16 protein-coding genes are annotated in these 15,255 nt (G+C 57.7%); all 16 read left to right on the forward strand.

Annotation, left to right across the window (positions count from 1 at the left end; translation table 11 throughout):
• Positions 1-10 precede the first annotated feature (10 nt).
• Positions 11-1,807: a flagellar basal-body MS-ring/collar protein FliF gene (fliF, locus tag CHB79_RS21270; protein WP_089361378.1), complete on the forward strand. Its 1,797-nt coding sequence runs from the start codon at positions 11-13 to the stop codon at positions 1,805-1,807.
• The gene (gene fliG, locus CHB79_RS21275) at positions 1,800-2,816 is read left to right on the forward strand and encodes a flagellar motor switch protein FliG (RefSeq protein WP_010482897.1); all 1,017 of its coding nucleotides are present in this window, start codon (positions 1,800-1,802) and stop codon (positions 2,814-2,816) included. The genes fliF and fliG overlap by 8 nt, the downstream gene beginning before the upstream one ends.
• A gap of 6 nt (positions 2,817-2,822) precedes the next feature.
• Positions 2,823-3,614, forward strand: coding sequence for a flagellar assembly protein FliH (gene fliH / locus CHB79_RS21280; RefSeq protein ID WP_010482898.1), 792 nt, complete (start codon positions 2,823-2,825; stop codon positions 3,612-3,614).
• Positions 3,604-4,968 (forward strand): flagellar protein export ATPase FliI, encoded by a 1,365-nt coding sequence (gene fliI / locus CHB79_RS21285; RefSeq protein ID WP_010482900.1) that lies wholly within the window; start codon positions 3,604-3,606, stop codon positions 4,966-4,968. Before fliH ends, fliI begins: the two co-directional genes overlap by 11 nt.
• Complete coding sequence (gene fliJ, locus CHB79_RS21290) at positions 4,965-5,414, forward strand: flagellar export protein FliJ (protein ID WP_010482902.1); 450 nt, start codon at positions 4,965-4,967, stop codon at positions 5,412-5,414. The genes fliI and fliJ overlap by 4 nt, the downstream gene beginning before the upstream one ends.
• A 109-nt stretch (positions 5,415-5,523) precedes the next feature.
• Entirely contained in the window at positions 5,524-5,877 is a 354-nt protein-coding gene (locus CHB79_RS21295; protein ID WP_089361379.1) for an Hpt domain-containing protein, read from the forward strand.
• An 83-nt stretch (positions 5,878-5,960) separates the two neighbouring features.
• Complete coding sequence (locus tag CHB79_RS21300; protein ID WP_089361380.1) at positions 5,961-7,244, forward strand: flagellar hook-length control protein FliK; 1,284 nt, start codon at positions 5,961-5,963, stop codon at positions 7,242-7,244.
• Positions 7,245-7,494: 250 nt separating this feature from the next.
• Positions 7,495-8,016, forward strand: a complete 522-nt coding sequence (gene fliL, locus CHB79_RS21305; RefSeq protein WP_010482905.1) for a flagellar basal body-associated protein FliL — start codon at positions 7,495-7,497, stop codon at positions 8,014-8,016.
• A gap of 13 nt (positions 8,017-8,029) precedes the next feature.
• Positions 8,030-9,001 (forward strand): flagellar motor switch protein FliM, encoded by a 972-nt coding sequence (gene fliM, locus CHB79_RS21310; protein WP_010482906.1) that lies wholly within the window; start codon positions 8,030-8,032, stop codon positions 8,999-9,001.
• Positions 9,002-9,116: 115 nt separating this feature from the next.
• A complete protein-coding gene (gene fliN / locus CHB79_RS21315) occupies positions 9,117-9,596 on the forward strand; it encodes a flagellar motor switch protein FliN (protein WP_089361381.1) in 480 nt (159 codons plus the stop codon).
• A 1-nt stretch (position 9,597) separates the two neighbouring features.
• A complete protein-coding gene (gene fliO / locus CHB79_RS21320) occupies positions 9,598-10,026 on the forward strand; it encodes a flagellar biosynthetic protein FliO (protein WP_010482908.1) in 429 nt (142 codons plus the stop codon).
• A complete protein-coding gene (gene fliP, locus CHB79_RS21325; protein ID WP_089361382.1) occupies positions 10,026-10,781 on the forward strand; it encodes a flagellar type III secretion system pore protein FliP in 756 nt (251 codons plus the stop codon). The genes fliO and fliP overlap by 1 nt, the downstream gene beginning before the upstream one ends.
• Positions 10,782-10,783: 2 nt before the next feature.
• On the forward strand, positions 10,784-11,053 hold the full coding sequence (fliQ, locus tag CHB79_RS21330; protein ID WP_010482910.1) for a flagellar biosynthesis protein FliQ: 270 nt from the start codon (positions 10,784-10,786) through the stop codon (positions 11,051-11,053).
• Positions 11,054-11,055: 2 nt separating this feature from the next.
• Positions 11,056-11,832: a flagellar biosynthetic protein FliR gene (gene fliR, locus CHB79_RS21335; protein WP_010482911.1), complete on the forward strand. Its 777-nt coding sequence runs from the start codon at positions 11,056-11,058 to the stop codon at positions 11,830-11,832.
• A 9-nt stretch (positions 11,833-11,841) separates the two neighbouring features.
• A complete protein-coding gene (flhB, locus tag CHB79_RS21340; protein WP_089361383.1) occupies positions 11,842-12,978 on the forward strand; it encodes a flagellar biosynthesis protein FlhB in 1,137 nt (378 codons plus the stop codon).
• A 114-nt stretch (positions 12,979-13,092) separates the two neighbouring features.
• On the forward strand, positions 13,093-15,222 hold the full coding sequence (gene flhA, locus CHB79_RS21345) for a flagellar biosynthesis protein FlhA (protein WP_010482913.1): 2,130 nt from the start codon (positions 13,093-13,095) through the stop codon (positions 15,220-15,222).
• Positions 15,223-15,255 lie beyond the last annotated feature (33 nt).

Below are 15,255 nucleotides of genomic sequence, written 5' to 3' on the forward strand. Positions count from 1 at the left end.
AATTTGACTCATGGCTGACGCTCTCTCGGCAAATATGCCGGCTACCACCGGCGCCTCTGGCGACTCGAAGAAACCCTTGTTTGGCCTGGCATTTCTGGAAAATCTCTCGGAAATGACCATGCTGCGCCAGGTTGGCCTGATGGTCGGTTTGGCGGCAAGCGTGGCGATTGGCTTTGCGGTGGTTTTGTGGTCACAGCAGCCCGACTATCGTCCGCTTTATGGCAGCCTCGACGGCATGGATGCATCACAGGTGATGGAAACCCTGTCGATGGCTGATATTGCTTACACCGTCGAGCCAAACTCTGGCGCCTTGCTGGTCAAGTCCGAGGACATGGCCCGTGCCCGCATGCGTCTGGCGGCGGCAGGCGTTGCGCCGAGCGACAAGACCATGGGCTTTGAAATCCTTGATCAGGAACAAGGCCTTGGCACCAGCCAGTTCATGGAGGCCACCCGCTACCGTCGCGGCCTCGAAGGTGAGTTGGCGCGCACTGTTTCGAGCCTCAATAATGTCAAGGCCGCACGCGTGCACCTGGCGATTCCGAAGAGCTCGGTGTTCGTGCGCGATGACCGCAAGCCGAGCGCCTCGGTATTGGTCGAGCTTTATCCGGGGCGTGGGCTGGAGCCGAGCCAGGTGATGGCGATCGTCAATCTGGTGGCCACCAGCGTACCTGAACTGGATAAATCGCAAGTCACGGTGGTCGATCAAAAGGGCAATCTGCTCAGCGACCAGCAGGAAAACTCGGCGCTGACCATGGCAGGCAAGCAGTTTGATTACAGCCGTCGCCTTGAAAGCCTGATGACCCAGCGTGTGCACAATATCCTGCAGCCGGTTTTAGGTTCAGGCCGTTATAAGGCCGAAGTCTCAGCCGACGTTGATTTCAGCGCTGTTGAATCGACTTCGGAGATGTTCAATCCAGACCAGCCCGCGCTGCGCAGCGAGCAGAAAACCGACGAGCAACGCAGCAGTAGCTTGCCGCCGCAAGGAGTGCCGGGCGCGCTGAGCAATCAGCCGCCGACGCCAACCAATGCGCCGCAACAAGCCAATGCGCCGGCTGCCGCAGCACCTGCAGGTCCGGTCGCGGCGGGGCAACCGCTGCTCGATGCCAATGGCCAGCAAGTGATTGATCCGGCTACAGGCCAGCCAATGCTGGCGCCGTTCCCGACTGATAAACGTGAGCAGTCGACGCGCAACTATGAGTTGGATCGTTCGATCAGCCACACCAAGCAACAACAAGGTCGCCTGCGCCGGTTATCTGTCGCTGTAGTGGTTGATGATCAGATCAAGGTTGATCCTGCAACGGGCGAAACCACCCATGTGCCCTGGACCAGCGATGAGCTGGCACGCTTTACCCGACTGGTTCAGGACTCTGTTGGCTTCGATGCCAGCCGTGGTGACAGTGTCAGCGTCATCAATACGCCGTTTACCGCGGTTACTGGCGAGGAGGTTGTCGACATTCCGTTCTACACCCAGCCGTGGTTCTGGGATACGGTCAAGCAAGTGCTGGGCGTGCTGTTTATCCTGGTGTTGGTGTTCGGTGTGTTGCGTCCGGTGTTGAATAACATCACCGGCGGTGGCAAGAGCCGTGAATTGGCAGTGGCCGGCGGCGCGGATGGCGATGTAGAGTTAGGCGACATGGCCGGTGGCCTGGCGGCAGATCGGGTCAGCCTTGGCGGCCCGCAAAGCATCCTGTTGCCTAGCCCGAGCGAAGGCTATGACGCGCAGCTCAATGCAATTAAAAGTCTGGTTGCCGAAGATCCGGGCCGGGTTGCTCAGGTAGTTAAAGAGTGGATCAACGACGATGAGTGAAGGTCGCGCGAACGCCAAGTTAGATAAGGTCGAGAAGGCTGCAATCCTGCTGCTGTCATTGGGTGAAACCGACGCGGCCCAGGTCTTGCGTCACCTTGGCCCTAAGGAAGTGCAGAAGGTCGGCGTGGCCATGGCTGGCATGCGCAATATCAACCGTGACCAGGTCGAATTGGTGATGGGGGAGTTCGTCGAGATCGTTGGCGACCAGACCAGCCTGGGCGTGGGTGCCGATGGCTACATCCGCAAGATGCTGACCCAGGCCCTTGGCGAAGATAAAGCAGGCAACCTGATTGACCGGATTTTGCTTGGCGGCAGCACCAGCGGCCTCGACAGCCTGAAGTGGATGGAGCCGCGGGCGGTGGCTGACGTGATTCGTTACGAGCATCCGCAGATCCAGGCCATTGTCGTGGCCTACCTGGACCCCGACCAGGCCGGTGAAGTGCTGAGCCACTTTGATCATAAAGTCCGTCTGGATATCGTTCTGCGCGTGTCTTCGCTGAACACCGTCCAGCCTGCGGCCTTGAAAGAATTGAACCTGATCCTGGAGAAGCAGTTCTCCGGGAACTCCAATACCAGTCGCGCCAGCCTTGGTGGCATCAAGCGCGCTGCGGATATCATGAACTTCCTCGACAGCTCTGTTGAAGGGCAGTTGATGGATTCGATTCGTGAAGTTGACGAGGATCTGTCGACCCAGATCGAAGACCTGATGTTTGTCTTTGACAACCTGGCTGATGTTGATGATCGTGGCATCCAGGCGCTGCTGCGCGAGGTGTCTTCCGATGTGCTGGTGCTGGCGCTCAAGGGCGCTGACGAAGCGATCAAGGAAAAGGTGTTCAAGAACATGTCCAAGCGAGCGGCCGAGTTGCTGCGTGACGACCTTGAAGCCAAGGGGCCTGTGCGCGTCAGCGATGTCGAGACCGCACAGAAAGAAATTCTCACCATCGCCCGCCGCATGGCCGAAGCCGGGGAGATCGTCCTTGGTGGCAAGGGCGGCGAAGAAATGGTGTAAGCCACTATGGCTAAAGAAGTCCAGAGCGAGCTTATTCGCGCCGGCGATATCAATGCGCTCGATGTCTGGTCGTTGCCGAGTTTCGACCAGCATCCAGACACCGCCAATGAGCTTGCAGTCGAGGCGCCTGATGAGCCGCCTGCCGATGCGCAGCTCGACAGCGAAGAGGTGGCGCCGGAAGACGTCAAGCCTCTGACGCTGGATGAGCTTGAGGCCATTCGCCAGGAAGCCTACAACGAGGGTTTGTTGACCGGCGAACGTGACGGTTACCATGCCGGGCAGCTCAAGGCCAAGCAGGAAGCCGAGGCCGCATTGGCCAGCAAGCTTGAAGGGCTTGAGCGGGTGATGAGCCAGTTGTTCGAGCCCATTGCCGAGCAGGATCAGCAAATCGAGGCGGCCATGGTCGACCTGGTCAGCCGTATCACCCGAGAGGTGATCCAGCGTGAGTTGGCGCATGACTCCAGCCACATACGCCAGGTGTTGCGAGAGGCTTTGAAGTTATTACCCATTGGCGATGACAATGTGCGGATTCACCTTAATCCGCAGGATTACGACATCATCAAAACCTTGCGTGATCGCCACGAGGAAAGCTGGCGGATTCTCGAGGACGAGTCACTGCTTCCGGGCGGTTGCCGGGTGGAGTGTGCCAACAGCCGCATCGATGCGACCGTTGAAACGCGTATCACCCAGTCGCTCAAGCAACTCTTCGAACAACAGCGCGAACAGGCGGTACATCCGCTTGAGGCCGATATGCATATTCCCCTGAGTTCAGCGGAAAACCCCACACGTGAAACTTGAGCGCGTTAGTTTTGCCAAGCGCTTGAGTGGCTACAGCGAGGCGATCAGGTTGCCAAGCTCACCCGTGGTCGAAGGACGTTTGCTGCGGGTGGTCGGTTTAACCCTTGAGGCCGAAGGTTTGCGTGCCTCCTTGGGCAGTCGCTGCATGGTCATCAACGAGGGCAGCTATCATCCATTGCAGGTCGAGGCCGAAGTGATGGGGTTTGCCAACGGCAAGATCTTCCTGATGCCGGTCGGCAGCCTGGCTGGCATAGCCCCGGGGGCGCGTGTGGTGCCCTTGCCGGATACCGGGCGCCTGCCGATGGGCATGTCGATGCTCGGCCGGGTGCTTGATGGCACAGGTGCCGCGTTGGATGGCAAGGGGCGGATGAAGGCCGAAGACTGGGTGCCGATGGACGGCCCGCAAATCAACCCGATGAAGCGTCATCCGATTGACCTGCCGCTGGATGTGGGCATTCGTTCGATCAATGGCCTGTTGACTGTGGGGCGAGGCCAGCGTCTGGGTCTATTTGCCGGTACAGGCGTCGGTAAAAGCGTGCTGTTGGGCATGATGACGCGTTTTACCGAAGCCGAGATTATTGTCGTGGGGCTTATTGGCGAGCGGGGCCGCGAGGTCAAGGAATTCATCGAGGAAATACTCGGTGAAGAGGGCATCAAGCGCTCGGTCGTGGTGGCTTCGCCTGCTGACGATGCCCCCTTGATGCGCTTGCGCGCTGCCACCTATTGCACACGAATTGCCGAATACTTTCGTGACAAGGGCAAGAATGTCCTGTTGCTGATGGATTCGCTGACCCGTTTTGCCCAGGCCCAGCGCGAAATTGCCCTGGCCATTGGTGAGCCGCCAGCTACCAAGGGATATCCACCATCAGTTTTCGCCAAATTGCCAAAGCTGGTGGAGCGTGCGGGTAATGCCGAAGAAGGTGGCGGTTCAATCACGGCTTTTTACACAGTGTTGAGCGAAGGTGACGATCAGCAGGACCCCATTGCCGATGCCGCGCGGGGGGTACTCGACGGGCACATTGTCTTGAGTCGACGCTTGGCCGAAGAGGGCCATTATCCGGCGATTGATATCGAAGCCTCGGTGAGCCGGGTGATGCCGCAAGTGGTGACGCGTGAGCATCTGCAGAACGCCCAGCGGTTCAAGCAGCTGTGGTCGCGCTACCAGCAAAGTCGCGACCTGATCAGCGTTGGCGCTTATGTGCCGGGTGGCGATGCGGACACCGACCTGGCCATTGCCAAACGCCCGCAAATGGTGGCTTTTCTGCGTCAGAGCCTGGACGAGAGCGAGGGTTTGTCGAGCAGTTCAGCCCAGCTTGCGAGCACATTCACTCCGCCAAATAATACTCAAGCATGAGTAAACGTCGCGCTCAACAGTTGGCGCCGGTGGTCGAAATGGCCGAGCGCGCCGAACGTGAAGCTGCTGTGCAGTTGGGGCGGGCTCAAGCGCTGCAGGGCCAGGCCGAGGTCAAGCTGGGTGAGCTTGAACGCTACCGCGCCGATTATCAGCAACAATGGATGACTGAAGGTCAGCGTGGTGTATCCGGGCAGTGGCTGATTAACTATCAGCGCTTTCTTTCCCAGTTGGAAACCGCGATTGCCCAGCAGCAGCAAAGCCTTGATTGGCATCGCAATAATGTTGATAAGGTTCGCCAGGCCTGGCAGCAGCGGTATGCGCGCCTCGAAGGCCTGCGTAAATTGATCCAGCGCTACCAGGATGAAGCGCGTCAACTTGAGGACAAGCGCGAGCAGAAAATGCTCGATGAGTTGTCGCAACGGCTGGCCGGTCGCGAGCGGTTTTAAGCGGCCTTCTGGATGAAATCGCAAAAAAAGCATTTGGCCTTATGCCTGGGCGCCGTTAGTGTGTCTGCGCAGTGTTTTCGGTGATGGGCGAATCAAGGAGTGTCGCGCCGTGGTAGCACATGTTGATGAAGTCATAATTGCCGGACTGAAGGACGTCATGGGTAATGAGTACCCGGTCTTGCTCGAGGCCTACCTGCAAGACTCCCGTGAGCGCCTGCGATTGGCCGAGTATGCGCTTGCCGAGAACAATATGTCGGCCCTCTGCCTGGCCATACACAGCTTCAAGGGCAGTTGCGGCAATGTCGGTGCATATGAGCTGGCGCGCCTATGCCAGGCGCTAGAGCTGGCAGTCGAGCAACACAACAGGCCCTTGCGTGACCAATTGTTTGCCCAGATCAAAATCGAACTGGCCGCGGTCAGGATTTTTTTCCAGCTCGAAATTCAGGCTTCCCAAGCCGATTAGATTCTCCTCGCCAACCCATACAGGCGAACTTGGCCTGGCTCTTGCTATCTCCCAGTACGAACCAATCCGTATGGAGAGTGCCGATGTCCGGTGCAGCTGACTTACTGCTCAAACCAGCAGTCGATTTAAAGCCCAAGGTTGCGGCGGCCAAGCCTCAGGCAAAACCTGCCGAGCCCCGTGGCCGTGAGGCTTCCAGCTTCGCTGAGGTCTACGCCAATGAGCGTCAGGCCAAACCGGCCGAGCGCACAAACAGCTCGACAAAAGCGGCGAATGAGCACAAACCCAAGGCGGCCGATGATGCCGGTGCGGATGCCAATGGCGAGGCTCAGCCGCAAACGGTTGCCGAAAGCGGCAATTCCTTGCCGACCGACCCGGCGATGACCCAGGGTGAGGGCGAGGAGGGGCAAGCCGATGCACCGCCATCGACTGAAGAGACCGATGAGTTGTTCGGCCTGCAATTGAATGCCGACCAGCTTGCGCAGATGACAGCGGTCTCGGCCAACTTCAAAAGCTCGGGGCCGGCCAGTATGACCGATGCCAGTTTTGATGCCGACCTTGATGCCATGAACCAACTGCCCGCGGTACGCATGGCTTTGGATATCGGCAAGGCACAAGCGGCGGCCAATGCCGAACAGAAATCACCCGGTACAGTAGCGGCGCAAACTTCGCTCAACCCCGAGCAGAGCTTTGCCAGCGCAATGGCGGCGATGGGCAACAAGTTGCAGTCAGGCGAGAAAACCCTGGCCGGCGAATTCAACTTGAGTGATCTCACCGCCGAAGCGCTGGATAGCCTCAAGGAGAGTTCCGCCGATACCAAGCCGGAAAACTTCGTGAGCAAGCTCAATGCGCTGAGCCAGGCTGTTACCCAGCAAACCTCGCTTACTCCGAAAATTCCGGTGGTCGGTACGCCAATCGCGATGCAACAGGGCGGCTGGACCGAGGCAGTCGTGGATCGGGTCATGTACTTGTCGAGCCAGAACCTCAAGTCGGCAGAGATCCAGCTTGATCCGGCAGAGCTGGGGCGTTTGGAAGTGCGTATTCACATGAACCATGAACAGACCCAGGTTTCCTTTGCCAGCGCCAATGCGGCGGTGCGCGATAGTCTTGAAGGGCAAATGCACCGCTTGCGCGAGATGTTTACCCAGCAGGGAATCAATTTGCAGGATGTCAGCGTCACCGACCCAAACCAGGGGCGCGGTTGGCAAGGGCAGGGGCAAAACCAGCAACAAGCTGGCAGCGACAGTCAGCGTGGTGCTTCTGGCTCAGGCTTTACCGGCAACCATGAGGAGGAATTGTCGATTAGCAGCATCGAGCAGCGTGCCACGGCCTATGGAGCACCTCGCAGCATGGTCGACTATTACGCCTGAGCATATTGCTGGCACAGGGCGTGACAATGCCAGGCTTGTCCATCAAGCTTGTCAGCAAGTAGTCAGGTTGCACGCGTTATGAACTATGGCGGATAAAAAAGCATTATCCTGCCGACCTTTCGCCTTACGTTGCAAAGCGTCGGGCGATTTTGTTTGTGCAGCGTTCAAAAGCATAAGGGCTAATCTGGCATAACACTTGCTCTAACAGGCTTTAATGGTTGCTAACCTGAATTTGTGACGGATTATTGGCATGGCGAAGAAAGATAAGCCGCAAGACCCGGCAGCGGATGGCAAGTCTGGCGGTAAAATGAAGATCATTATCCTGGCTGTGGTGGCCTTGTTGCTGGTGGTGAGCCTGACAATTGCCGGTACCTGGTTCTTTCTCAGCAAGCAGGACGATACGCCGGAACCCAGCGCCGAAACCAAGCAGCAAGAGGGTGCTCCAGTCAAGCAAGCCGCTATCTATGAGGAGTTGACGCCTGCGTTTGTGGTCAACTTCAGCCAGAACGGTCGCGCTCGCTACATGCAGGTCAGCGTTGCCTTGATGTCCCGTGACCAGGCCGCACTGGACGCGCTTAAAGTGCATATGCCGGTACTGCGTAACCGTCTGGTCATGTTGTTCTCTGGCCAGGATTTCAATACGTTAGTGACACCGGTCGGCAAGGAAATGCTGCGCCAGCAAGCGACTGCCAGCGTGCAGGAACTGGCGCAAAAGGAAGTTGGCAAGACAGTGGTCGAACAAGTGTTATTTACCAACCTCGTGTTGCAGTAGTCGGGAGCCATCGATGGCCGTGCAAGACCTGCTTTCCCAGGATGAAATTGATGCCTTGCTGCATGGTGTCGATGACGGAATGGTCGAAACTGAAGACGCTGGGGTTCCTGGTAGCGTCAAACAATATGACCTGACAAGCCAGGACCGTATCGTCCGTGGGCGCATGCCGACGTTGGAGATGATCAACGAGCGCTTTGCCCGGTATACCCGCATCAGCATGTTCAATCTGTTGCGCCGTTCCGCGGATGTTTCAGTTGGCGGCGTGCAGGTGATGAAATTTGGCGAGTACGTGCATTCGTTGTACGTGCCGACCAGCCTCAACCTGGTGAAGATGAAGCCCTTGCGCGGCACCAGCCTGTTTATTCTCGACGCCAAGCTGGTGTTCAAGCTGGTTGATAACTTTTTTGGCGGTGATGGTCGTCACGCCAAGATCGAGGGCCGTGAATTCACTCCCACTGAATTGCGCGTGGTGCGCATGGTGCTGGACCAGGCATTTGTCGATCTCAAGGAAGCCTGGCACGCGGTCATGGACATTAACTTCGATTACGTTAATTCCGAGGTTAACCCGGCGCTGGCCAACATCGTCAGCCCAAGTGAAGTGGTGGTTGTGTCGACCTTCCACATTGAGCTTGACGGTGGCGGTGGTGACCTGCATGTGACCATGCCTTACTCGATGATCGAGCCGATTCGCGAAATGCTGGATGCCGGATTCCAGTCCGATGTCGGCGATCATGACGAGCGCTGGATCAACGCGCTGCGTGAAGACGTGCTGGATGTGCGCGTGCCCTTGTCGGCCACGGTTGCGCGTCGTCAGTTGAAGCTACGCGACATCCTGCACATGCAACCTGGCGATGTGATTCCGGTTGAGCTGCCAGACGATGTGATCATGCGCGCCAGTGGCGTGCCTTCATTCAAGGTCAAGCTGGGTGCGCACAAAGGTAATTTGGCGTTGCAGGTGCTCGACCCGATTAATCGTAGCCGCTAGCACCACGCGCGCTTGCAGGGCTGAACAATCAAGGAGCTTCTGAATCTCGTCGCGCCAGGCAGCGCATGGGTTTATAGAAGTTCAGCAAGTATTTTACGCCATCCGAGGAAAGATCATGGCAGATGAAAACGAAGCGACTTCACCCGAGGAGCAGGCATTGGCCGATGAGTGGGCCGCTGCACTGTCCGAGTCGGGCGATGCCAATCAAGATGACATAGACGCGATGCTCGCCGGTGTTGGCGATGCTGGCGGTGACTCGGCTCCGGCGGCTTCACGAGCTGAAATGGAAGAGTTTGGCGGTGTGCCAAAAAGCAATTTGCCGGTCAACCTAGAAGGCCCGAACCTTGATGTGATCCTCGACATCCCGGTGTCGATATCCATGGAAGTGGGCAATACCGACATCACCATCCGTAACCTGCTGCAGCTTAATCAGGGCTCGGTTATCGAACTGGATCGCCTGGCAGGCGAGCCGCTGGATGTGCTGGTCAATGGCACGCTCATCGCCCATGGTGAAGTGGTTGTGGTCAACGAAAAGTTCGGCATTCGTCTGACGGACGTGATCAGCCCGAGCGAACGCATCAAGAAGCTACGTTGATATGAAAAGCCTTGCCGTGCTGCTGGCCATGCCCTTGACCGCCCTGGCTGCCGAACCTGCTGCCAAGGCGGTGACGCCGATGGCCAGCAGTGGTATCGCCGGGCAACTGAGCCAACTGCTGGTTGGTTTGCTGCTGGTTATCGGCTTGATCTTCTTGCTTGCCTGGCTGATGCGTCGGGTCCAGCAGATTACTCCGCGTGGTGGCCAGGCTATCAAGATTATCTCCAGCCAGGCCCTGAGCACGCGTGATCGTCTATTGCTGGTCCAGGTCGGTAACGAACAGGTGTTGCTGGGCCTGACGCCGGGGCGGATCACTCCTTTGCATGTGCTCAAGGAGCCGGTGGACAGCAGTGAGAGCAAGCCTGCGCCAGCAGAGTTTTCCCAGCGCCTGATGGAGCTGCTGGGTAAAGATAATAAGGACAAGAGTTGATGAGCGCGATGCGCCTGTTGTTGCTTTCGTTGTTCATGCTGGCGGCGCCGATGGCACTGGGCGCGGATGACCCGCTGTCGATTTCGGCGATCACCCTGAGCACCAATGCCCAGGGGCAGCAGGAGTATTCGGTCAGCCTGCAGATCTTGCTGATCATGACGGCGCTGAGTTTTATCCCGGCGTTCCTGATGTTGATGACCAGCTTCACCCGGATCATCATTGTATTTTCGATTCTGCGCCAGGCGCTTGGCCTGCAGCAGACGCCATCGAACCAGATACTGGTCGGCCTGGCGCTGTTCTTGACCCTGTTCATCATGGCGCCAGTGTTCGACCAGATTAACAAGGATGCCTTGCAGCCCTATCTCAATGAACAGCTTCAGGCGCAGGAGGCGATACTCAAGGCCGAAGGCCCGATCAAGAATTTCATGCTGGCGCAAACCCGGGAAAGTGATCTCGAGTTGTTTATGCGCCTGTCCAAGCGCACCGACATCGCCAGCCCGGATGACGCGCCGTTGACCATCCTTGTGCCGGCCTTCGTGACTTCTGAACTGAAGACCGCATTTCAGATCGGCTTTATGATTTTTATCCCCTTCCTGATTATCGATCTGGTGGTGTCGAGTATCTTGATGGCGATGGGGATGATGATGCTCTCGCCGCTGATCATCTCGTTGCCGTTCAAGATCATGTTGTTTGTACTCATTGATGGCTGGGCGCTGATCATGGGCACACTTGCTGCCAGTTTCGGAGGTATATAGCCATGACTCCAGAGGTTGCAGTCGATCTGTTTCGAGAGGCGCTGTGGCTGACCTCGATGATTGTCGCAACTATTGTTGTGCCGAGTCTGTTGGTGGGGTTGCTGGTTGCGATGTTCCAGGCTGCCACGCAGATCAACGAACAAACCCTGAGTTTCCTGCCGCGCCTGATGGTGATCTTCCTCACGCTGATTATTACCGGCCCCTGGCTGGTGCGTGAGTTGATGGACTACACGCGCACCTTGATCATGAACATTCCCTCGCTCATTGGCTGACCATGCTTGAGCTTAGCGATGCGCAGATCGGTGGTTGGGTGGGTAGTTTTTTGCTACCACTGTTTCGTATCGCCGCGTTGCTGATGACCATGCCTATTTTCGGTACCAAGCTGGTTCCGGTGCGGGTGCGCCTGTACCTGTCGCTGGCAATCTGCCTGGTGCTGCTGCCAACGTTGCCCGCCATGCCGCAGGTGGATGCATTGAACGTGCAAACCCTGGTCCTGATTGCCCAGGAAGTCCTGATCGGGGTGATGCTGGGCTTTGTGTTGCAGCTGTTTTTCCACGCATTCGTGATCGCAGGGCAAATTGTTTCGATGCAAATGGGCCTGGGCTTCGCTTCGATGGTCGACCCCACCAACGGCATTTCAGTGCCGGTGATCGGCCAGTTCTTTACCATGTTGGTGACCTTGCTGTTCCTGGCCATGAACGGGCATCTGGTGGTGTTCGAGGTACTGGCGGAAAGCTTTGTCACCTTGCCCGTCGGTGGCGGCTTTTTGACTAACCAGTATTGGGATATCGCGACCAAGCTCGGTTGGGTATTTGGCGCGGCGCTGATCCTGGTGTTGCCGGCGATTACCGCCTTGCTGGTGATTAACCTGGCGTTCGGGGTAATGACCCGGGCCTCGCCCCAGTTCAACATCTTCACCATCGGTTTTCCGCTGACGGTGGTGCTGGGCCTGGTGATTATCTGGATCGGCCTGGCCGATATTCTGGCGCAATACGAGGTTTTCGCTCGTGAGGCGTTACTGTTCCTGCGTGAAATGGCACAGGCGAGGTGAGGTCAGTCCATGGCTGAATCTGAAAGCGGCGCCGACAAAAGCGAGGAACCCACGGAGAAACGCCTGCGTGAGTCCCGTGAAAAAGGGCAGATAGCACGCTCGCGTGAACTCAACACCCTGGCCATTATGCTGGCGGGTACAGGTGGCCTGCTGGCCAGCGGCGGCGCGCTTGGTAATGCAATGCTCAATGTCATGCGCGGCAGTTTTTCACTGCCTCGCGAAGTGATACTTGATGAACGCAATATGGGCATCTGGTTGATGGCCGCCGGTCAAGTGGCGTTCGAGGCGCTGGTGCCATTGTTCATGGCGCTGCTGATCGCTTCAATCCTTGGTCCAATCGCCCTGGGTGGCTGGTTGTTTTCGGCGCAGGCGATGGCGCCCAAGTTCAGCCGGATGAACCCGGCGGCAGGGCTCAAGCGAATGTTCTCGACCAAGGCTCTGGTTGAGCTGGTCAAGGCGCTGGCCAAGTTTTCCGTGATCCTGATCATCGCCTTGCTGGTGCTGTCGGCGGATCGCGATGCCTTGTTGGCAATTTCCCATGAGCCGCTGGAAAACGCCATCATGCATGCCTCGCAAGTGGTGGGCTGGAGTGCGTTGTGGATTGCCTGTGGCTTGATTCTGATTGCTGCGGTGGATGTGCCGTTCCAGATCTGGGACAACAAGCAAAAGCTGATGATGACCAAGCAAGAGGTACGTGACGAGTACAAGGACAGCGAGGGCAAACCCGAGGTCAAGCAGCGCATCCGTCAATTGCAGCGTGAGATGACCGAGCGCCGAATGATGCAGGCCGTGCCGCAGGCCGACGTGGTCATCACCAACCCCACGCATTTTGCCGTGGCGCTAAAGTACGACCCGACCAAGGGCAGTGCCCCGGTGATGTTGGCCAAGGGCGGCGATTTTACGGCGCTGAAAATTCGCGAGATCGCCCAGGAACACGATGTCATGCTCCTGGAGTCCCCGGCGCTGGCGCGGGCGGTGTTCTATTCGACGGAAATCGATCAGGAAATCCCGGCTGGCCTGTATCTGGCGGTGGCCCAGGTGTTGGCCTATGTCTATCAGTTACGCCAGTATCAGGCTGGCAAAGGCAAGCGTCCCGATAGCCTCAAGGATCTACCCATCCCGCCTGACTTGCGTCGTGACGACTGATTTCCTGCCTATTTCAGGGAATTTTGAGGCGCAGGGCAAAGTTGGACGGGATTTTGCAAAACCCCAGTGAAAGGCGCTTTCGCGTCAAAAGATTGAACCTGCTGGGGTAAAGATGTGGCGGTAGATCATTCACAGATTATCGGTAACGTGCGCAGTAATCTTTCGGGGTTGCGCCAGGGCAACCTGGGTATCCCGCTGTTGCTGCTGGTCATGCTTGGCATGGTCATGCTGCCGATCCCTCCATTTCTGCTCGACGTGCTGTTTACCTTCAGCATTGCCTTGGCGATCGTGGTGCTGCTGGTCAGTATCTATGCCTTGCGCCCGCTGGATTTTGCGGTGTTCCCAACCATCCTGCTGGCGGCCACCTTGCTGCGCCTGGCGCTAAACGTAGCCTCTACACGGGTGGTGTTGCTCCATGGCCATGATGGCCACGCAGCAGCGGGGCAGGTGATCCAGGCCTTTGGTGAGGTGGTGATTGGTGGCAACTACGTTGTAGGTATCGTGGTCTTCGCCATCTTGATGATAATCAACTTCGTGGTGGTCACCAAGGGTGCCGGGCGTATCTCGGAGGTGAGTGCGCGTTTTACCCTTGACGCCATGCCCGGTAAGCAAATGGCGATTGACGCCGATCTCAATGCCGGTCTGATTGAGCAGGCCGAAGCCAAAAAGCGCCGTTCCGAAGTGTCCCAGGAAGCGGATTTCTACGGCTCGATGGACGGTGCCAGCAAATTCGTCCGTGGTGATGCCATTGCCGGCCTGCTGATCCTCTTCATCAACCTTATTGGCGGTGTCGCCATTGGTATCTTCCAGCACGGTTTAAGCTTTGCCGATTCAGGCAAGGTCTACACCCTGTTGACCATTGGTGACGGCCTGGTTGCCCAGATTCCGTCGCTGCTGCTGTCGACTGCGGCGGCAATCATGGTGACCCGGGTTTCCAGCTCCGAAGACATGGGGGCGCAGGTCAACCGCCAGATGTTTGCCTCGCCGCGTGCGCTGGCCGTGGCTGCTGCCATCATGATTGCGATGGGGCTGGTGCCGGGGATGCCACATTTCTCCTTTATCAGCCTTGGCCTGGTGGCTGCCGGTGCGGCCTACTGGATTGCCAACAAGCAGCGCAAGGTCAAGGAGGAGGAAGTCAAGGAGGTTCAGCGCCAGCAAGAGCAGCTACCTGCCCAGCGTGCCCAGGACGTCAAGGAACTGGGTTGGGATGATGTGATGCCGGTCGACATGGTCGGGCTGGAAGTGGGGTATCGGCTGATTCCGCTGGTTGATCGCAACCAGGGCGGCCAGTTGCTTGCGCGGATCAAGGGCGTGCGTAAAAAACTGTCGCAGGAGATGGGTTTCCTGATGCCTTCGGTGCATATCCGCGACAACCTTGATCTACAGCCCAATGCCTATCGCCTGACCTTGATGGGCGTCAGCGTGGCGGAGGCAGAAGTCTATCCGGATCGCGAGCTTGCCATTAACCCGGGGCAGGTATTTGGCACCCTCAACGGGGTTGCCGCCAAGGATCCGGCGTTCGGTCTTGAAGCGGTCTGGATTGATGTTAACCAGCGCGACCAGGCGCAGTCGCTGGGCTATACCGTGGTCGATGCCAGTACCGTGGTTGCGACCCATCTCAACCAGGTGCTGCACAAGCACGCCCATGAGTTGCTGGGTCATGAAGAAGTCCAGCAACTCATGCAGCTGTTGGCCAAGAGCTCGCCCAAGCTGGCTGAGGAACTGGTGCCGGGGCTGGTATCGCTGTCGACCTTGCTTAAAGTGCTGCAAGCCTTGCTGCAGGAGCAGGTGCCGGTGCGTGATATCCGGACCATTGCCGAGGCCATCGCCAATGTCGCGCCAAAGAGTCAAGATCCCGCCGCTATGGTGGCGGCGGTTCGTGTTTCGCTATCCCGTGCAATAGTGCAAAGCATTGTGGGACTAGAGCCCGAGCTGCCTGTGATCACCTTGGAGCCAAGGTTGGAACAGATATTGCTAAATAGCGTACAGAAGGCCGGTCAAGGCTCCGAGGAAGGCATCTTGCTGGAGCCGGGCATGGCTGAAAAGCTGCAACGTTCCTTGATCGATGCAGCTCAGCGCCAGGAAATGCTCGGCAAGCCAGTGATTCTTCTGGTCGCCGGGCCGGTTCGGGCGATGCTCTCGCGCTTTGCACGAATGGCGGTAGCCAATGCCCATGTGTTGGCTTACCAGGAAATACCCGATAACAAGCAGGTCACCATCGTTGCGACGGTGGGTCAGAATTAAGCGGTGCTGAATCGCACAGATGTTGTCCAGCCG

It is taken from the genome of Pseudomonas segetis (assembly GCF_900188155.1).
In the GTDB taxonomy this organism is placed as follows: domain Bacteria; phylum Pseudomonadota; class Gammaproteobacteria; order Pseudomonadales; family Pseudomonadaceae; genus Aquipseudomonas; species Aquipseudomonas segetis.